This is a genomic window from Amycolatopsis sp. BJA-103, assembly GCF_002849735.1.
Lineage (GTDB): Bacteria > Actinomycetota > Actinomycetes > Mycobacteriales > Pseudonocardiaceae > Amycolatopsis.
Genome location: NZ_CP017780.1, coordinates 7,262,618 through 7,281,024, shown reverse-complemented (window position 1 = coordinate 7,281,024; position 18,407 = coordinate 7,262,618). Strand labels below are relative to the sequence as shown.

Genomic DNA, 18,407 nt, shown 5'->3' with positions numbered 1-18,407 from the left:
GTGCAATGAAAGGCCCGTTACTTGCAAAATTTGCAAGTAACGGGCCTTTCATTGCACTGAGCCGCGGGCTACCGGGTCAGGTTGCCCCAGGCGTATGTCTGTTTTGCGAGTTTCAGGTAGATCAGGGTCTCGGTGCTGACGACACCCGGGATGGGCCGGATGTCGTCGTTCAGCACACTCAAGAGGTGTTCGTCGTCCCGGCAGGCGATCTCGGCGAGCAGATCGAAGCTTCCGGCCGTGAGCACGACGTAATGGACGTCCGGCAACCCGGAGAGCTGATCGGAAACAGCTCGCGGATCGCCTTGGACTCTGATCCCGACCATCGCCTGACGGCCGAGCCCGACATTCGCCGGATCCGTGACCGCGACGATCTGCATCGTCTCGTCCCGCAGCAGCCGTTGGACGCGCTGCCGTACGGCGCCCTCCGACAGTCCGACGGCCTTGGCCAGCGCTGTGAACGAGGCCCGCCCGTCGACTTGCAGTAGAGCGATCAGAGTGCGATCGGTATTGTCCAAACCTCTAGGTGTGCGCTGCTCCATCTGCGCGCGTGGTTCGTCACCCATGCCGTCCCTCCCTTTGTTTCGGCATGCGATTCTTGTCGCGCAGCGTATCGATCAATGTCCAGAATGCTACCGCCGTTAAGTTGTTTGTCGCGATTCTCTTTCTCGGAGCCGTCGTGCGAAGGATTCTGTCGCACGACAGGGAGGGCGCCGAGGTTTTCGGAAGGCTTGTCAGCCGAGGTCGCGTTTCAGCAGGTCTTCCTCGGTTTCGCGCCGGACGAGCAGGGTCGCGGCGCCGTTCGAGACGCCGACGACCGGCGGCCTGCCGACGAGGTTGTAATTCGAGGCGAGCGAGTGGTGGTATGCCCCGGTGCACGGGACGGCCAGCAGGTCGCCGGGGTGGACGTCGTCGGGCAGTGAGAGCCCGTCGGCGAGGATGTCGCCCGATTCGCAGTGCCGCCCGACCACCGTCATCGGCCGCCTGGCCGCGCGGCTGCGCCTGCCGATCAGGCGTGCGGTGTACGCCGCCCCGTAGAGCGCGGGCCGCGCGTTGTCGCTCATCCCGCCGTCGACGGCGACGAACGTGCGCGAACCGCGTTTCACCGCGCAGACCCGGTACACGGTGATGCCCGCCTGGCCGACGATCGCGCGGCCGGGTTCGATCGTCAGTTTCGGCAGAGGGAAGGCGCGCGACGTGCATTCGTAGGCGAGTGCGACACGCAGACGCCGGACATAACCGTCGATGTCGAAACCGGTGTCCCCCGGCAGATAGCGGACGGCGTGCCCGCCGCCGAGGTCCAGTTCCCGCAGGGTGACGCCGTGGGTCTCGCGGAGCCCGGCGAGCACCCCGATCATCTTGCGGGCGGCCTGTTCGTAGAAGTCCACACGCGACACCTGCGAACCGATGTGGCAGTGCAGCCCGGCCAGGCGGAGCCCCGGCTGCGCGAGGACGGCGGAGACGGCTCGTCCGAGGTTGTCGCGGACCTCTTCGCGCAGTGAGAAGCCGAACTTCTGCCCTTCGGTGCCGGTGGTGATCGCCGCGTGCGTGCCGGCGGCGACGTCGGGTGTCACGCGGATCAGCACCTGCTGCGCGCCGGTGGCGAGCGCTCCGAGCTGCTCGATCTCGTCGAGCGAGTCCACCACGATCCGGCGGACGCCGTAGGACAGCGCGGCCTTGAGGTCTTCGGGGGTTTTCGCGTTGCCGTGCAGCAGGATCCGCTCGGCGGGGAAACCGATCGACCGCGCGACGGCGATCTCGCCCGCCGAGCAGGTGTCGAGTGAAAGTCCTTCCTCGGCGACCCAGCGCAGGACCGCGCGAGTGCACAGCGCCTTGCTCGCGTACGCCACCTCGGCGTCGGGAAGGGCCCGGCGGTACGCGCGGGCGTTCTGCCGGACCTCGTCCTCGTCGAGCAGATACGCCGGTGTCCCGAACCTCGCGGCGAGGTGGGACACCGGCGCACCGGCGAACAACAGTTCCCCGCCCGGTCCGAGCTTGGTGCTCCGGGGCCAGACGCCGGGTTCGAGATGGTCGGCGGCCTCGCAGCCGAGGCTGGGAAGGAGCTCGCTGAGCGTCACGGTTACCTCCGCGTCGATCGGTCAGTGCCCTGTCAGCACAACTCCGATCGACCCGGCCCGGCCGCTTCGCCAACACCTCCCTGACGCCTTCCGGGGTGTCACTGACGCGTTGTTAACGCGCGAGTAACCCCGGCCACAGTGGTTCAGGAGGCCAGTGTCAGCGGACCGGCTCCGGGACGGTGTCGAGCGCCCGCACCATGTGCACGGCCAGTGAGAACGCCGCCTCGTTGTCGAGTTCGGTGTGCTCGTTGACGATCTTCTTCACGGTGTCGACCCGGATCTCGTAGCGGGAGACGGGGACGGTGTCGGCGTTCATGGCGATCCTCTATTCGGTTGTTTCGGGTTTCGTGGCGCAGGTGCAACCGCGGCTGAAGCCGCCGGCCGCGGTCGCGGTGCAGAAGCGCCGGGCGATCGCGTCGTGCGCGGACATCGGATGCGGGCAGTTCGGGCAGCGGTCGTCGGCGGCGGGTTCCTCCACGACGCCGAGGGAGCGGGAGGCGGTCATCGCGCGACCGCCGTCGCCGGGGCGCGCAACGGGGCGCCGACCTCGTGCAGATGTTTGAGGACGTACCCGTAGGACGCGGCCCAGCCGCATTGCGCGTAGTCGATGCCGTGCTTCTCGCAGAACTCCCGCACGATCACCTGCGCGTGCTTGAGGTTCGGCCGCGCCATGCTCGGGAACAGGTGGTGCTCGATCTGGTAGTTGAGCCCGCCGAGGGCGAAGTCCACCACCGGCCCGCCGCGCACGTTGCGCGAGGTGAGCACCTGCTTGCGCAGGAAGTCGAGCTTGTGACCGGCCGACAGCGTCGGCATGCCCTTGTGGTTCGGGGCGAACGAGCAGCCCATGTACACACCCCAGAGGCCTTGGTGCACGGCGATGAAGACGAAGCCGACACCGGGCGAGAGGACCACGAACACGGCTGTCAGGTACGCGGCGACGTGGGCGAGCATCAGCGCCGCTTCGAGCTTCCGGCGTTTGAAGCCGCGCTGGAACATCGCGGTCACGCTCGACGCGTGCAGGTTCAGGCCTTCCAGCAACAGCAGCGGGAAGAACAGGAACGCCTGGTATTTCGCCATCCAGCGCAGGAAACCACGCCGCTCGGTGCCCTGCGCCTTGGTGAAGATGAGCGCGGCGAGGTTGACGTCCGGATCCTCGTCCTCGTGGTTCGGGTTGGCGTGGTGACGGGTGTGCGTGCCGATCCACCAGCCGTAGCTGAGCCCGGTCAGTCCGCCGTGGACGAATCCGGTGACGTCGTTCGCCTTGCGGCCGCGGAAGATCTGCTTGTGTCCCGCGTCGTGGCCGATGAAGGACAGCTGCGTGAACATCATCGCGAAGAACGCGGCGAGGAACAGCTGCCACCACGAGTCGCCCAAGTGCGCGAACGCGACCCAGCCGCCCGCGAAAGCGAGGAGGTTCAAGGAGATCTTCACCGCGTAGTACACGCGCCTGCGTTTGAGCAGGCCGGCGTCGATGACCAATTTGGACAGTTCGGCGAAGTCGCTGCCCTGCCTCGTCTGTGTGGAGGTCATGGGAGATCACACCGTTCTGGTTCTCGTGAAAGTGGGCAAATCCAGCAACGGGTTCAGAACACCGAAGGGGTCCGGTTCGGCCGAGAAGGGCACTGGTACCACAACACGCCACGGACGCTCCGTGGTCTTCTCCAAGCGTCCCATGCGAGCGGGGCGGAAGCAATTCACCAAATCAGCACGATCTGGCGTACAGTCAAGGACATCGAGGGAAACTTCCCCCGGTTCCGTCCGGTCGCGAGGTTCGACCGGAGACAGGAGCACCGGCCAGACATCGTTTCCCTCGCGTTCATGGTCCCGCCGGCTTTGTCCGGTGAGCAGCCGCCCGCCGCGCTCCACCGCGCGCCCCGAGGCGCCCATAAGGGCCAAGCCGCGATCGTCGATGGCCACGACCTCTGACCTGTCGCCGTGTGCGCGCCCGCTTTTGCCGGGCGCGCACACGGTCATAAATTTTTCGGTGTAGGCGCCATTTTCGACCCTTCCCGCATTCGCCGCCGGTCGGTGGGCGGACGTCCGGGCGGCGGAAACCTAGCTTTGCCAACGCTTCCCTCGGCCCGTCGAGCGCGACTGGGTCGGGTGTCCTGAAGAGTGGGACGAAGGTCCGGAGATCGCCCGGTCTCGGGTGCAACCGGCCGGCCCGTTCCGCCCGTCTTCCTCGCATGCGAAGACAGTGGCTCTGGGGCACTCCGGCGAAGCTGCTCCTCTTCGGCGCGGCGATCTTGTTCCTGAACACCTCGTGTGGCCCGCCCGCGCTGGGCGACTCGTTCACGGTTCGCCTCGGCGGCTGGATCGTGTTCCCGAAGGAAGATCTCCGTCTCGGCTATCTCGCGGTGCTGGACGAGCGGTGTGCGCCGGACGCCATGTGCGCGTTCGCCGGACGCGCGATCGTGACGATGTCCTACGCCCGACCGTCGACGGGCCCGAGGCTGTCGTTCACGATGGACGTGGTCGACCCGCGGCAGAAGACGTTCGGCGGCTATCGGGTCGACCGCGTGTCCCTCTCGCCCAACGCCGCCTTCCTCACCTTGCGGCTCGATCGGAGCGCGACGTCCACTTAGGACAGTGCGGCGAGGAAGACTTCCAGTTGCTCGACGACGAACGCGTGGTCGTCGGCCTGAGGCAGTCCCGAGACGCCCACCGTGCCCACGGGGCCCACGCCGTCGACGATCACCGGGAAGACGCCGCCGTGCGCGGCGTACAGGTCCGGGTCGAGGCGCGAGTCGGCCTCGAACGTCGTGCCCTTCGCGCGGAACCGCTCGCCGACGAGGAACGAGCTGTGCCCGTAGCGGTCGACGACGCGGCTCTTGCGGTCGATCCACGCGTCGTTGTCGGCCGAGGTGCCCGGCAACGCCGCGTGGAACAGCCGCTGTCCGCCGCGGCGGACGGAGACCGTCACCGGGAGGGCGCGGTCCCGCGCCGCCGTGAGCAGGTGGATGCCCAGCTTCAGTGCGGTCTCGTTGTCGAACCGGCTGAAGACCAGGCGCTCCTCCTGCGCGGCCAGGACGGCCAGGGTGTCATCGCTCATGTCACCCATTAAATCAACACTGTTGTGTAATAGCTACCGGAGTGCGTCCAGGGCGAAGGCGGCGTACATCGCGACGCCGTTGGCCATGGCGTCCTCGTCGAAGACCACGCGGTTCGAGTGGTTCGCCTCGACCGTGGCCAGGTCGGCATCGGGCGGGCAGGCGCCGAGGAAGGCGAAGGCGCCCGGAACGCGTTGCAGGACATACGAGAAGTCCTCCGCGCCCATCACCGGGTTCTCCATGACCTCGGCGTTGCGGGCGCCGAGGACCTCGGCCGCCAGTTCCAGCACCCGCCCCGCGACCTGCGGATCGTTGACGGTGACCGGGTAGCCGGGAACGACTTCGGCACTCACGCGGACGCCGTGCGCGGCACCGATCGCCTCGCACACCTTCGGCAGTTCCTCGCGCACGAACGCCAGCGTCCGCTCGGACAGCGTCCGGATCGTGCCCTCCAGGAACGCCGTCTCCGGGATGATGTTCGTCGTCGTCCCGGCCTCGATGCGTGTCACCGAGACCACCGCGGGCTCGAACACGCTGACCTTGCGGGTCACCATCGTCTGCAGCGCGGTGACGATCGCCGCCGCCGCGGGCACCGGGTCGATCGCCTGATGCGGCGCCGAACCGTGGCCGCCCCGGCCGGTGACCTTCACGTGGAAGCTGTTCGCCGACGCCATGATCGGACCCGGTCGCGTCTGCACGATGCCGGACTCGACCTGGGTGAAGATGTGCAGGCCGAAGGCCTTTTCGACGCGTTCACCCGCGGCTTCGAGCACGCCCTCGTGAATCATGTGGCGCGCGCCGTGCTGGCCCTCTTCGCCCGGCTGGAACATGAACACCACCGAGCCGGCCAGCTCGGCGGCATGCTCGCTGAGCAGGCGCGCCGCGGACGCGAGCATCGCGACGTGGGTGTCGTGCCCGCAGGCGTGCATCACGCCGTCGTCGTCGGAGGTGAAGTCGAGGCCGGTGTCCTCCTGGAGCGGTAGCGCGTCCATGTCGCCGCGCAGAAGGATCGCCGGACCGGGCTTGCCGCCCCGAAGGACGGCGGTCAGCGAGGTGGTCGATTTGCCCTCGGTGATCTCCAGTGGCAGGCCCTCGAGGGCCGCCCTGATCGAGGCCTGGGTCTTCGGCAGGTGGAGGCCGAGCTCCGGATTCCGGTGGATCTCCCGGCGGAGCTCTACGGTTTTCGCTTGGAGCGCGCGGGCTTCGGCCAGCAAACCGGCGAAGCGCGCATCGGGGAGGGTGGGCAGGTCGGTGGGTCCGGTCATGTCTCGATAGTGGCGCATGCGGCGCTTCGGGTGCACCGTGCGTGCGTTCCGAATGCGGGCGGAATACGGTGTGCGCATGGCGGTGCAAGAGCCGATCACGGGGTTCGCGGTGGCCGTGGTGCGGGAGGACGGTCGGTGGCGGTGCAGCTCTCTTGATCCAGGGGCACTCGCCGAACTCGACGCTGCGATCACGGAGCTCGGCAAACTGCGTTCCACCGGTGCCGCCTTCGGGCTGCTGGCGATCGACGACGAGTTCTTCGTGATCGTCCGGCCGAGTCCCAGAGGGCCCTCACTGCTGCTGTCCGACGCCGCGGCGGCGCTCGACTACGACATCGCCGCGGACGTCCTCGACGTGCTGAGAGTCGATCCACCGGACGAGGACGACGACGCGGTCTGGCCCGAAGGCGACCTGGAGATCCTGTCCGATCTCGGCTTGCCGGGGGCCGAACTCCAGGTGATCGTCGGCGAGGTCGACCTCTATCCCGACGAACAACTCCAGATGGTCGCGCAGCGGTGTGGATTCGCCGCCGAGTTCACCAAGATCCTGGACGAGATCTGAGCCCCTCCGCCTCCGCCGCCGACATCGCCGCCGTCCAGGCGGCGATCGCGGCGGCGCGGGGTGCGGGCGACGACGTGCCGATCGGCGCCGTCGTCCTGTCCCCGGACGGGACCCCGCTCGCCTCCGCGCGCAACGCCCGTGAAGAGCTGGGCGACCCGACGGCGCACGCGGAGATCCTCGCGCTGCGGGCCGCGTCCGAGATCTACGGTGACGGCTGGCGGCTCGAGGGCTGCACGCTCGCGGTGACGCTGGAGCCGTGCACGATGTGCGCCGGCGCCCTCGTGATGGCCCGGGTCGCGAAGCTCGTCTTCGGCGCCTGGGAGCCCAAGACGGGGGCCGTGGGGTCGCTGTGGGACGTCGTCCGCGACCGGCGGCTCAGCCACCGCGCGGAGGTCGTCGGCGGCGTGCTGGAGCCCGAGTGCGTGGCCCTGCTCGAAGACTTCTTCCACGGGCACCGGGGTAACCGCACCGGGTGACAGATGTGTCGGTTCCGGCTCTCCGGGTACTCCAAGATCACGCGGCCGCAAACGGTGGCCGCAGTCGAAGGAGGAACGTCCGCCATGAGCGTTTTCGACAAGGCGAAGGACAAGGCCGAGCAGGCCATCGGCGCCGCCAAGGAGAAGCTCGGCGAGAAGACCGGCAACCAGGACCTCGAGAACTCCGGCCGGGCCGACCAGACCGAAGGTCAGGTCAAGGAGACCGGGCACGATCTTCGCGACCGCGCGGAAGGCGGCGTGCAGGACCTCAAGGACAAGTTCAACAAGTAGGTTTCGACCCCCTCGCGTCGTCCGGTGAGGCCTCCGGTATTGTTCTTAGCGGTGGCGTGTCCGAGCGGCCGAAGGAGCACGACTCGAAATCGTGTGACGGCTAATAACCGTCCGTGGGTTCAAATCCCACCGCCACCGCCAGGTGTACGACGAACCCCTGGCCGGGTAATCCCGGCCAGGGGTTCGTTCGTGATGTGGGACGACGAACGCCTCAAGAGCCTCGGGTCCGGAGGACGCGTCCCTGAAACCTCGATGAGCGAGATGTCTCACCCTTGTGACCGAACCGTTGCGTTGGGCAAGAGGGGCAAGTTTCCAGTGTAGAGGGGACATCAACCCCCGTCGGCACGAATGGATAACGCATCGGACGCGGCGCGAAGTGTTACGAGAATCGGCCGAATCAGGTTGAAACTTCACCCGGTCGCACTAGCTGTCTACTTCTGACCTGCCCTTACTCTGATGATCGATGTGACTGGCCGGGCTGCACGCCAGCCGCCGCCCGTTGGTTTGGGTGCCGCGAGGGGAGGCGAGACGGATGCTCAGGAGCTTCGTCGCCTGGCTTGATTCTTATATTTCGCAGCGTGGAGTTTCGGCTGTCCTCGGCGGTCTGGTCGGACTGATGGCGTTTGCGGGCTTGCTCGGCACCGTTTTCGGCAGTCAGATGATTCGTGCGGGCGGCTTTATCGTGGTCGCACTTCTCATTGTGGTCGGGGTTCTTCTGGTATTGGCAGATCGAAGGCGACTGCAGCGAGAGAATAATACGAACCGAAACCTGTTGGCTATCTACTGCAAGTTCATCGTTGATCACCGGCCTGAGCCTCTGGTGCTGGTCAACGAGTGGAATCAAACGGTGTTCGTGCAGCGCAACGGCGATGTGCGTGAGAAGCTGACCATCAAGGCGGTCGCGCTTCGAAAGGAGACGCACTTTATTCGATTCTATGCGGGTAGCGAATGGGAGCAGCCGGAGAAGATCAGGGACAAGGTGCGCGTCAAGGCGCGGATCATGAAGAAGAGTGGCAAGGCGGGGCCGTACTGCACTGTGACCAAGTCTTGGTCGTCCAGTCGGCAGATGGTCATGCTTGTTCACCTTCACACGCCGGTGGAGATGGGTGCGGAAATCCGCTTGGAGATCAACCGCGTCTGGCCGAAAAAGTGTCAGCCGTTACTGTACGGCGAGCCTGATGTATTCTATTTCTACTCAGGAAAAGTGCTGCAGATCGACCGGGTGAAGTATCGCGTGGTATTTCCGAGAAATATTAATGTCACATATGACAGTATTGGCTTCCGGGACGATCGATCGACTGGATCGTATATCACGTCAAAGAAAGACGACGACGGGCGCAGGGTGGTCACCTTGCATATCGCCCATCTGCCGACGCATGCGCGCTATGGGATGAGGCTGAGCATAAAGCAGCCCGCGAAGATGAGTCATGGGCTGCTCTACCGCGACTAGTCGCCGCCCTCGGATCCTCCCATGAGCCCGTTTCTCCTAGTGTTGGCCTTCACGCTCCCAATGGCAAATGAACCATCGTGTCCAGATGAGATGTGAAGGAGTTTCTTTGGTTGTGGATGTGGCGCGAGGCGGGAAGCCGGAGCTGCGACACGCGCTGACGCTAGCGCACGTGATAACCACTGTCCACTGTGGCCACACGGTGTGTCCCCGGAGGTGATTCTCGGTAACCGCGGCCGCGAGGTGGCAACTGCTCGCGTGCCGCCGATCAAGCCTGAGGCTCTGCCGAGCTGTCGACGCACGTCGTCGAGCATCGGGAACCTCCTGGGCCGGTTTGAAGACTAAATCGCCACGCGGGCTCAGGTGGTTACTGCTCTGGCAGATCGGCCCGGCCGACTTTGGGGTTTAGTTCCCGAAGCCGATGCCGGGCTGATCCAAGCCAGGCGTCTCCGCAGGGGTCAAGGAAGCTGCGCGGTGATCTCGTCGATCGCCGCCGTCTGGTTCTCGACGATCTCCTGTGCCAGCGCCTTCGTCTCGGCGTGCTCGCCCGACGACAGCACGGTTTTGGCCATCGTGACGCCGTTGCGCAGGTGTTCGGCCATCAGCGGGAGCCACGTCTTGTCGAACTCGGCGCCGGTCAGGTTCTGCAGCGAGGCGACCTGCCCGGCGGTGATCATCCCCGGCATCGAGTGTCCCGCGTGGCCCGCCGCGGGCAGTACGGCCGCGTTCCACGACTGCAGCCAGCCGGTCATCGTCTGGACCTCGGCCGATTCGGCCTTGATGATCTTGGCCGCGGTGGCCTTCACGTACTCGGAAGCCGACCGTTCCGAGGCCAGGTTCGCGACCTGGATCGACTGCTGGTGATGCGGGACCATCTGCTGGGAGAAGGTGATGTCGGCCTGGTTGGCGCCAGGGGCGTTCGGTGCCGCCGGTGCGGCGCCCGTGGCCGTCGAGCAGCCCGCGAGCACCCAGACGACCAGCCCGAACAGTGCCATCGGCAGTCGCCGTCGCATCGATACCTCCGTAGTCGTGGGGAATCCGGCCCTCCGCTCTGTGATACGGCTGTGACCTTCCGGCGGTTCAAAATCGGATTAGCCTCGGTAGGCATGACGGATCCGAAGACCGTGGTGACCGGTTTCCTTCAGGCTCTCGAAGAGCTCGACATCGACCGCGCGCTGAGCTTCGTGGCGATCGACATCGTCTACCAGAACGTCCCGCTTCCCCCGGCCCGTGGCCTCTCGGCGGTGGAGAAGCAGCTGCGCACCATGGCCCGCTACGGCAGCGGGTTCGAGGCGCGCACCCACCACATCGCCGCCGACGGCCCGATCGTGCTCACCGAGCGCACCGACGTCCTCCGGCGCGGTTCGTGGGAGGCGGAGTTCTGGGTGTGCGGCACGTTCGAAGTGCGCGACGGCCGGATCGTGCTGTGGCGCGACTACTTCGACTGGACGACGTTCCTGGCCGCGAGCGCGAAGGGCGCGGGCAAGGCCGCCGTCGCCGGGGCGAAGTCGCTCATCGGCAAGTACCGGGCGCGGCAGGAGCTCGGGCGCTGAAGGCCGGGCGGAAACGACACACCGCCGGTGTACGGGCTCCGTCCTCCCCAGACGGGTCCCGTGCACCGGCGGTGCACCCCCAGTTCCCCCCCCGCTCGCCCTCCCCGGCGAGCGTCTGAAAGCTCTGGCGTTGTGAGGGAGGATTGTGCCCTCGCTCACAACGCCAAAGGTAACTCCGGAATTGCCGGGTTGTACCCGGACTTGAGGTTCATTTAAGGCAGGGAAACCCCAATGGGCTATTTGCGCGGCGTTCCCGCGACATAAATGTCACCGTCGGCCACGGCGACGTCACGCGCGCTGGACGCGCCGGTCGCCAGAATGCGGGCGGGGTCCCGGAAACCGGTGATCACTTCGACGCGCTGGACCGGTTTCGGTGTGGTGATCAAGGTTTCCGGCTTCCAGACGCGTCCGTTCTCGAGCAAGAACGTTTCGATGTCCGGCTGTCCGTCCCGGGTTCCGTAAACGCGCCAAGTGCCGCCATTGAGCTGTTCGATCTCACGCAATCGGAGTCCGTTCGCGACTTCGCGCACTTCCCAGTCCCGGCCGTTCCACGCACCCGCGAAATCGCGCGGCGAGCCCGCGGCGTCGAACTGGAACCAGGTGACGAACGGCTTCCCGTCGCGCTGCGTGCCGACCTGCAGGATGTAGTCCGGCGACTTGAGCCCGCCGGGGAGTTCGAGCGGGGTTTCGGCGACCTTGAGGTACCGCTCCTGCTCGGCGTCGTCGACCTGGGTGCCGAGGTCGCGGCCCGCCGCGGAGTGGAAGCGCAGGGTGCGGACGTCGAACGACAGGTAGTAGACGTTCCGGTGGTAGACGTCGTGCTTGTGCTGCGTCGGCCCGCCGCCCGCGAGCGTGTAGACGAACTGGATCCGCCCGGACGACGGCAGGTACCGCAGCTGGCCGACGTAGATCTCGTCCATGTGGTCGGCCCGGCCCAGCGAGCCGAACGCCCACTGCTTCCCGGTCAGCTGCACGGAGTTCTTCCACGTCTTCCCGTTGTCGCGGGACACGATGTACTTCATCGGGCGGAAGTCGGTGTTCGCGGTGGGATCGAGCTCGTTCGTCGTCTCGCGGTAGAACAGGAACAAGGTGCCGTCGGTGGTCTTGACCGGCATCGGGTAGCTCGCCGAGTCGCCCTGGGGCACCTCGGTGTCGGTCCAGGTGCCCTCGAGGGAATGGGCGAGCGGCGCGCGGCTGATCACGGTGCGCGTGTTGTGCATGCCGCGGAAGATCAGCAGGTGGCCGTCGCCGGCGAGCAGCATCGTCGGGTAGTTGTGCGGATCGGATTCGCCGTCGGCGATCTTCTTCGGCGCGGTCCAGCCGCCGGTCCGGTGGTCGTAGGCCTGGACGTGGGTGTCCGCGGCCTTGCCCGACCACGAGATGAAGGTCTTGCGCGCGACGGGGTCGTACACACCGCCCGCGTTCGGCCGCCGGTCGGTGCGGGACGCGACCGTGCTCGCCGGGGTCATCACCTCGAACGCCGCCTTCTCCGGTGGCTTCGTGGCCTGGGCGGGCGGGGTCATGAGACCTGCCGCGAGGAGTGGGATGAGCGCGCAAAGAAGTCTGCGCATGAAGGCGCCTCCTGTGTGTGGCAGGCGGCGGATCTTGATCCTCTCACGGGGGAACACGGCAAAACCAGCCCTGAAAACGACGAAGGGGTTAGTGCGACCGGCCCAGCGGTCACGAATCGTTGTCTCGTCGTCTTCCTCATTTCACTTGTTCGGGGGAGTATTCCTCGACCGATCTTGCGAAGAGGGGACTCAGCGTGACCACATCCCGCCGTGCTGCCAGGAGACGGGCCCTGACCGTGGCCGTCACCTCCGGCCTGGTCGTGAGCGGTGCTGCCATCACAGCCGCTCCGGCCGCGCTCGCCGCGCCCAGCGCCGACGCCGTGATCGCCGAGGTCTACGGCGGTGGCGGCAACTCGGGTGCGACGCTGAGCAACGACTTCATCGAACTCGCCAACCGCGGCGCGGCGGCCGTGAGCCTGGACGGCTTCAGCGTCCAGTACGCGCCCGCGTCGGGGAACAGCTGGCAGGTCACGCCGCTGACCGGCGGTGTCGCGCCGGGCGCGCGGTACCTGGTCTCGGAGGCGAAGGGCGCGGGCGGCACGGTCGCCCTCCCGACGCCGGACGCCACCGGGGCGATCCCGCTGTCCGCCACGGCGGGCACCATCGCGCTCGTCCAGGGCACCACCGCGCTGACCTGCAAGACCGCCGCCGACTGCGCGGCCGACCCCCGGATCAAGGACCTGGTCGGCTTCGGCCCGGCCGCGGTCATCCGCGAGGGGGCCGCGGCACCCGCGCCGTCCAACACCGCGTCGGTCGCCAGGGGCTCGGCGCTCGCGGACACCGACGACAACGCCGCAGACTTCACCTCCGGTGCGCCCACCCCGACGAACAGCAAGGGCGAGACGCCGGGTGAAACCGGCCCGCCGCCGGTGACCGCCAAGATCCACGAAATCCAGGGCACCACCCGGATCTCGCCGTTCAAGGACCGGAAGGTCGCCGGGGTCACCGGTTTCGTGACCGCGATCCGGAGCTTCGGTTCGGCCCGCGGGTTCTGGGTCACCGACCCCGCGCCCGACGCCGACCCGCGCACCAGCGAGGGCCTGTTCGTCTTCACCGGTTCGACCACGCCCGCCGTGGCCGTGGGTGACGCCGTGACCGCCACCGGCACCATCCGCGAGTTCTACCCGGACGCGCCGGCGACCTCGCCGTACCAGTCGCTCACCGAGCTGACGAGTGCACAGTGGACGGTCGATTCGAGCGGAAACGCGCTGCCCGCACCGACCGTCGTCACCCCGGACTCGGTCCCGGACGCCGTCGCCCCGGCGCCGGGCGGCAGCATCGAGCCGCTTCCGCTGGAGCCCGCGAAGTACTCGCTGGACTTCTGGGAGACGCACGAGAGCGAGATCGTCAGTGTCTCCGACGCGCGCGTCGTCGGCCCGACGTCGTCGTTCAACGAGCTTTACGTGACCACCAAGCCGAAGCAGAACCCCAGCGTCCGCGGCGGCGCGGTGTACCTGGACTACGACCGGCTCAACACCGGCGTGCTCAAGGTCGCGTCGCTGATCCCGTTCGCCGAGGTGCCGTTCCCGAAGGTCAACACCGGCGACGTGCTCACCGGCGAGACCTCCGGCCCGGTCGAGTACAGCAACTTCGGCGGCTACACGCTGTTCGCGACGAAGCTGGGCGCCACCAAGGACAACGGGCTCAAGCGCGAGAGCACCCGCGCGCAGCGCAGCGGTGAGCTTTCGGTGGCCACCTACAACGTCGAGAATCTGTCCGCTTTGGACAGTGCGGAGAAGTTCGGCGAGCTGGCCAAGGCCATCGCCACCAACCTGGCGAAGCCGGACATCCTGAACCTGGAAGAGATCCAGGACAACAACGGCCCGGCCAACGACGGCACCGTCGTGGCGGACCAGACGCTGCAGAAGTTCGTCGACGCGATCGTCGCCGCCGGTGGCCCGCGCTACGAGTGGCGTCAGATCGACCCGGAGAACGGCAAGGACGGCGGCCAGCCGGGTGGCAACATCCGCGTCGGCTTCCTGTTCAACCCGGCTCGTGTGTCCTTTGTGGATCGTCCGGGCGGCACCGCGACCACCCCGGTCGACGTCGTCAAGGAGCGCGGCAAGACCCACCTGACCGTCTCGCCCGGCCGCGTCGACCCGGCCAACGAGGCGTGGGAGGCAAGCCGCAAGCCGCTCGTCGGCGAGTTCGTCTTCCAGGGCCGCACCGTGTTCGTCATCGCGAACCACTTCAACTCCAAGGGCGGCGACCAGCCGACCCACGGCCGCAACCAGCCGCCGGTCCGGAGCTCCGAGGTGCAGCGGGCCAAGCAGGCGACCGTGCTGCGGGGGTTCATCGACAAGGTGCTCGCGTCGGACAAGAACGCGAACATCGTCGTGGCCGGTGACCTGAACGACTACCCGTTCTCGCCCGCGGTGAAGACCCTGACGGCGGGCGGCGTGCTGAAGGACCTCATCGCGTCGCTGCCGGAGAACGAGCGGTACAGCTACGTTTTCGAGGGTCAGTCGCAGGTGCTCGACCACATCCTGGCGTCGAAGGCGCCGCGCGGGACCGACTACGACGTCGTCCACCTGAACGCGGAGTTCGCCCAGCAGGCGAGCGACCACGACCCGCAGGTGCTGCGGTTCCGGCCGAGTGCGGGCAACCCGGTCCAGGACGCGTTCTACGACCTGGCGGACTACCTGGAGAAGGTCCTCGGCCCTTACCTGCCGAAGCCGTAAGCGCTGCTATGAAAGGCCCGTTACTTGCAAAATTTGCAAGTAACGGGCCTTTCATGGCATGGGCGCCGGGTCACGAGCGTTTCGCGCGCCATCCCAGGGAAAGGACGGCCTGCACGAGTTCCTGGTAGCTCGGCTTGACCTCTTCCAGGTACTTCTCCAGGTACCCGGCCCGCGCGGTCGGCACCGGCTGCGGGTCTTCGTCGTCCGGCAGCCAGGTGAGGCCCTCGACGTTGTGCTGGGCCATCTTCCACCACCGGGAAGCCCTGTCGACCGCGCGCTGCTCGCGTTCGGCGGCGTCCGCGACGGACTGGTGCGCCTCGGCGAGGCGGGCCTCCAGTTCGTCCGCGCGGGCGACCTCCCAGCCGCGGAGGTTCTCCGCCGACGCACGCGCGAGGCCCACGATCTCCTTGTACCGCATGGCCGCGGTGATGCCGTCATCCATCGAGAAGCCCTTCCGGACGCTGGAACGGGATGATCACCTCGGGGGCGCCGTGGGTGGTGCGGTCGAAGAACAGCGCGCGACCCGGTCGCGGCGACCAGTGCACGACCTGCCCCGCGGCGAACGGCGACAGTTCGTTGCCCTGGACGTCCAAGGCCGCCCAACTGCCGATGTCGTCGGTGCCCGCGAAACCGAGTGTGTCCTTCAGCCGCGCGATGCTGCGCCACCAGCCGATGGTGTGGACGCCGTGCCCCGGACCCTGCTTCAGCAGCACCCGCAGCTGGTCCAAGCCGCTCTTGAGCTGGCCGGGCGCCTTGGCCTCCAGCGCGGGGATCGAGGCGTCGACGCCGTAAAGCAGGAGCACGTGAGCTTTGTCCAAAGAGGACAGCTTTTCCGCGATATCGATTACCCGGCCGGGCAAATCGTCGACCAGTGTCGCCTTGTGGCCCTCCGCTTCCAAGCGCGCGGCCAGATCGGACACCGCGGGGAAGCATGCTTCGATGGGACACGAAAGCACGAACTCCACCGCACCGTCGTGATGCTGGCGAGCCAAGGAGCGTGCGGCGGAGTCCATGATGGACAGTGCCTCCGCCGTGGCGGCGCCCAAGACCGCGACATTCCGTCCAGGCGCCTTCGGCAGTTCGACACCGCAGGCGGCTTCGTCGACGTCGATGGACTGACCGAGCAGCGCCCGCGGTTTCTTCGTGGGCTTCAGATCGTTGAACGCCGGGAACTGTTCCAGCACCGGCGAATGCGCCCCGTCGAACAGCCGCGGCCGTTTGAACGACTCCGAGTACCGTTCCCACAACCGGTGCTGCAGCTTGACGAAGACGTCCTTGCTGCTCGCGTCCGGGACGTGGGCGAGCTGGTTCCCGTGCGCCACACCGGAATCGTGGTTGATCACCGCATGCCACTTCGGTGCCGAGACCGCCGCGTTGTTGGTCTCGGACAGCACGCGCCGCGCCTTCGGCATCGCGATCCGCAGCGTGCACTGCTCGAACACCGCGGGCTTGCCCCAGAACGCCTCGATCCCGGCGACGTCCTGGCTCGCCAGCACCAGGTGGATGCCCTGAGACCGGCCTCGCCGCGCGATGTCCTCCAGCAGCTGGGTCGCGGTCGCCGTCACGCCGTCGCGGCCGGCGAACAGGTACTGGAACTCGTCGATCACCGCGACGATCCGGGGCCAGTGCCCGCCGGGGTCCTGCTCGCGCAGGTCCGCGAGGTTGGTGACCTCGTGCTGTTTCGCCGCGGCGGACCGGCGCCGCAGCTCGTCGGCGAGGTAGCGCAGCAGCGCCAGGCCGAACTCGCGGTCGGTGTTGACGTTGACCCCGATGAGCTTGGCGTGCGGCAGCCAGCTGGCGTCCCGCCGTCCCGGCGCGAGCCCGGCGAACGACACGCCTTCCTTGAAGTCCAGCAGGTACAGCGCGAGCTCGTCCGGCGAGTACCGCGCCGCGAAGCTGCCGAGCAGCGAGTACAGGAAGTTCGTCTTCCCCGAACCACTCGGCCCGCCGATGAGCACGTGCGGGCTGGCGTCGCCGATGACGACCTCCACCGCCTCGCCCTCGAAGAAGCCGACCGGCGCCCGCAGCTCCCGCGCCGAACTCTCCTTGCCCAGTTCGGTGGGCAGCAGGTCGGCGAACGCGCGGGGGCCGCCCTGTTTGGCGATCAGGGCCTCGGCGATCCGCCCGGCGGCCCGGATGACCTGCCCGGACGGCATCGGCGGGTCCAGGTCGACGATCAGGTCGGGGCCGGTCATGCTGCTGATCGCGTGCCGGTCGTCGGTCAGGCTCAGCGATTCGACCGACGTCGACAGCATGGTCGGCACGTCGATCAGGATCAGGCAGATCCCGGCCGCGAGCGCCCCGGTGGCGACGCGTTTCAGCTCGCGGGCCCGCTCCGGTTCGAGGGTCTCCCCGTTGCCGTAGAGCACCGCGACGCGGAACGGTTCGACGCGCTGTCCGCTCGCCCGCCGGATTTCCCGCAGCGACGTGTGTCCCGCCTGCATCCCGGTCGCGTGGATGCGGCGGATGTGCCCGGCCAGTTCGTCGAGGAGGTCCTCGAGCCGCCCCGGGTCGTACAGCGTGAGCGCGCTCGTGCGGCTCAGCGGGTAGAGGTCGGGCAGGATCGCGGTCAGCTGCCCGACGTCCCACAGGTGGATGCGCACCGCGCCGGGTTCGAACGTGCTCAGCACCCGCATCAGCAGGTTCTGCACGATGCCGTCCACCGCCGCCCGGGTCTTCGGTGCCGACCTGATCGACAGATGCGACTCGTCGAGCAGGGGTATCGCGACGTCGAACGTGCGTTGAATGTCCTGGCCCGGCACGGTCGCCGAGCCGACGCGCCACAGGCCCGGCGCGGTGATGCCGGGGTTCCCGCCGACGCGGCCGAGCCAGTTGCCCGGCTGCTGACCGGCGGGACCCGGCGCGTTGTTCGTGACCAGGTCGCGCAGGGCACCCGGCCCGGCTTCCCAGTCCGCGTAGAACTGGCCGCGCACGCTGCCGAGCATGCCGAACACCTCGTTCGCGGCGGGATGCTGTGACCACTCGGCGTACTGGTCCGAAGTGGAGTTGTTCATCCCCACCCGGACGATGCGCTGTTCCAGCTCCAGCTTGGCCAGTTCCGCCTCGGCGGCCTGGCGGGCACCGGCGGCGGCGCCGAGGACGAGCCCGATCTGGTGACGGACCCGCTCCAGCGCCGTAACGACGCGATTGCGCTGTTCACTCGCTTTGCTGCCCATACCGGCTCGCCGATCTCAGAGGCGTGATTGGTAACCGCTGACCAGGTCGTCAGCGGCGGAAAGGCGCGTCAGGAGATTTTCCAGGCCCTCGTCGGCCTGCGCCAGCTGCGGCGGCACCCATGGCACGGCTTGGGCCTGCGGTTCGACCAGGGCGCGCCGGGACTCCTCCAGCAGGCTTCTGGCCCGCTCGGCATGGGCACGTCCGTCGGCGAGGCCGGTTTGGACGGCCGTCAGCAGCTGGTGCAGTTCTTCGAGGTACATGG

General features: G+C 67.6%; 19 protein-coding genes and 1 tRNA gene. 8 read left to right on the top strand and 12 right to left on the bottom strand.

Annotated features, from left to right (window positions below; all coding sequences use genetic code 11):
• Positions 1-68 precede the first annotated feature (68 nt).
• The 5 genes from BKN51_RS32405 to BKN51_RS32390 form a co-directional block, all read right to left on the bottom strand.
• Positions 69-563 carry an Lrp/AsnC family transcriptional regulator gene (locus tag BKN51_RS32405; RefSeq protein WP_101611234.1) on the bottom strand — a complete coding sequence of 165 codons (495 nt, stop codon included), beginning with the start codon at positions 561-563 and terminating at the stop codon, positions 69-71.
• 168 nt (positions 564-731) lie between these two features.
• A complete protein-coding gene (gene lysA, locus BKN51_RS32400) occupies positions 732-2,075 on the bottom strand; it encodes a diaminopimelate decarboxylase (RefSeq protein WP_101611233.1) in 1,344 nt (447 codons plus the stop codon).
• A gap of 157 nt (positions 2,076-2,232) precedes the next feature.
• Positions 2,233-2,391, bottom strand: a complete 159-nt coding sequence (locus BKN51_RS43640; protein ID WP_168214436.1) for a DUF6307 family protein — start codon at positions 2,389-2,391, stop codon at positions 2,233-2,235.
• 9 nt (positions 2,392-2,400) lie between these two features.
• Positions 2,401-2,580, bottom strand: a complete 180-nt coding sequence (locus BKN51_RS32395; protein WP_101611232.1) for an RGCVC family protein — start codon at positions 2,578-2,580, stop codon at positions 2,401-2,403.
• Entirely contained in the window at positions 2,577-3,605 is a 1,029-nt protein-coding gene (locus BKN51_RS32390; protein ID WP_101611231.1) for a fatty acid desaturase family protein, read from the bottom strand. Before BKN51_RS32390 ends, BKN51_RS32395 begins: the two co-directional genes overlap by 4 nt.
• A gap of 656 nt (positions 3,606-4,261) precedes the next feature.
• Here BKN51_RS32390 and BKN51_RS32385 point away from each other — a divergent pair.
• Complete coding sequence (locus tag BKN51_RS32385) at positions 4,262-4,660, top strand: hypothetical protein (RefSeq protein WP_101611230.1); 399 nt, start codon at positions 4,262-4,264, stop codon at positions 4,658-4,660.
• On the opposite strand, the gene BKN51_RS32380 is transcribed toward BKN51_RS32385, so the two are convergent.
• Positions 4,657-5,127 (bottom strand): heme-degrading domain-containing protein, encoded by a 471-nt coding sequence (locus BKN51_RS32380; RefSeq protein ID WP_101611229.1) that lies wholly within the window; start codon positions 5,125-5,127, stop codon positions 4,657-4,659. The two genes, BKN51_RS32385 and BKN51_RS32380, sit on opposite strands and share 4 nt — an antisense overlap.
• Positions 5,128-5,160: 33 nt before the next feature.
• Positions 5,161-6,390 (bottom strand): M20 metallopeptidase family protein, encoded by a 1,230-nt coding sequence (locus tag BKN51_RS32375; protein WP_101611228.1) that lies wholly within the window; start codon positions 6,388-6,390, stop codon positions 5,161-5,163.
• Positions 6,391-6,466: 76 nt separating this feature from the next.
• Here BKN51_RS32375 and BKN51_RS32370 point away from each other — a divergent pair, with 76 nt between their 5' ends.
• The 5 genes from BKN51_RS32370 to BKN51_RS32350 all read left to right on the top strand — a co-directional run bounded on the left by BKN51_RS32370 (position 6,467) and on the right by BKN51_RS32350 (position 9,166).
• Complete coding sequence (locus BKN51_RS32370) at positions 6,467-6,949, top strand: tRNA adenosine deaminase-associated protein (RefSeq protein WP_199192882.1); 483 nt, start codon at positions 6,467-6,469, stop codon at positions 6,947-6,949.
• 23 nt (positions 6,950-6,972) lie between these two features.
• The gene (locus tag BKN51_RS32365) at positions 6,973-7,425 is read left to right on the top strand and encodes a nucleoside deaminase (RefSeq protein ID WP_101613588.1); all 453 of its coding nucleotides are present in this window, start codon (positions 6,973-6,975) and stop codon (positions 7,423-7,425) included.
• A gap of 84 nt (positions 7,426-7,509) precedes the next feature.
• A complete protein-coding gene (locus BKN51_RS32360; protein WP_101611226.1) occupies positions 7,510-7,716 on the top strand; it encodes a CsbD family protein in 207 nt (68 codons plus the stop codon).
• Positions 7,717-7,766: 50 nt separating this feature from the next.
• A tRNA-Ser gene (locus BKN51_RS32355) sits at positions 7,767-7,857 on the top strand.
• Positions 7,858-8,248: 391 nt separating this feature from the next.
• The gene (locus BKN51_RS32350) at positions 8,249-9,166 is read left to right on the top strand and encodes a hypothetical protein (RefSeq protein WP_101611225.1); all 918 of its coding nucleotides are present in this window, start codon (positions 8,249-8,251) and stop codon (positions 9,164-9,166) included.
• Between the two features lie 455 nt (positions 9,167-9,621).
• On the opposite strand, the gene BKN51_RS32345 is transcribed toward BKN51_RS32350, so the two are convergent.
• On the bottom strand, positions 9,622-10,176 hold the full coding sequence (locus BKN51_RS32345; protein WP_101611224.1) for a DUF305 domain-containing protein: 555 nt from the start codon (positions 10,174-10,176) through the stop codon (positions 9,622-9,624).
• A gap of 93 nt (positions 10,177-10,269) precedes the next feature.
• Between BKN51_RS32345 and BKN51_RS32340 the strand changes: the two genes are divergently transcribed.
• A complete protein-coding gene (locus BKN51_RS32340) occupies positions 10,270-10,716 on the top strand; it encodes a limonene-1,2-epoxide hydrolase family protein (RefSeq protein ID WP_174720478.1) in 447 nt (148 codons plus the stop codon).
• A 236-nt stretch (positions 10,717-10,952) separates the two neighbouring features.
• Here BKN51_RS32340 and BKN51_RS32335 read toward each other — a convergent pair whose 3' ends face one another.
• Positions 10,953-12,287, bottom strand: coding sequence for a BNR-4 repeat-containing protein (locus BKN51_RS32335; RefSeq protein ID WP_101611223.1), 1,335 nt, complete (start codon positions 12,285-12,287; stop codon positions 10,953-10,955).
• 194 nt (positions 12,288-12,481) lie between these two features.
• Between BKN51_RS32335 and BKN51_RS32330 the strand changes: the two genes are divergently transcribed.
• Positions 12,482-14,968 (top strand): endonuclease/exonuclease/phosphatase family protein, encoded by a 2,487-nt coding sequence (locus BKN51_RS32330; protein WP_101611222.1) that lies wholly within the window; start codon positions 12,482-12,484, stop codon positions 14,966-14,968.
• 70 nt (positions 14,969-15,038) lie between these two features.
• Here BKN51_RS32330 and BKN51_RS32325 read toward each other — a convergent pair whose 3' ends face one another.
• The 3 genes from BKN51_RS32325 to BKN51_RS32315 are packed head-to-tail and all read right to left on the bottom strand — an operon-like array spanning position 15,039 to position 18,405.
• Positions 15,039-15,410 carry a hypothetical protein gene (locus BKN51_RS32325; RefSeq protein WP_101611221.1) on the bottom strand — a complete coding sequence of 124 codons (372 nt, stop codon included), beginning with the start codon at positions 15,408-15,410 and terminating at the stop codon, positions 15,039-15,041.
• Positions 15,403-18,144 (bottom strand): FtsK/SpoIIIE domain-containing protein, encoded by a 2,742-nt coding sequence (locus BKN51_RS32320; protein ID WP_101611220.1) that lies wholly within the window; start codon positions 18,142-18,144, stop codon positions 15,403-15,405. Before BKN51_RS32320 ends, BKN51_RS32325 begins: the two co-directional genes overlap by 8 nt.
• 15 nt (positions 18,145-18,159) lie before the next feature.
• Positions 18,160-18,405, bottom strand: coding sequence for a hypothetical protein (locus tag BKN51_RS32315; protein WP_101611219.1), 246 nt, complete (start codon positions 18,403-18,405; stop codon positions 18,160-18,162).
• Between the last annotated feature and the right edge of the window lie 2 nt (positions 18,406-18,407).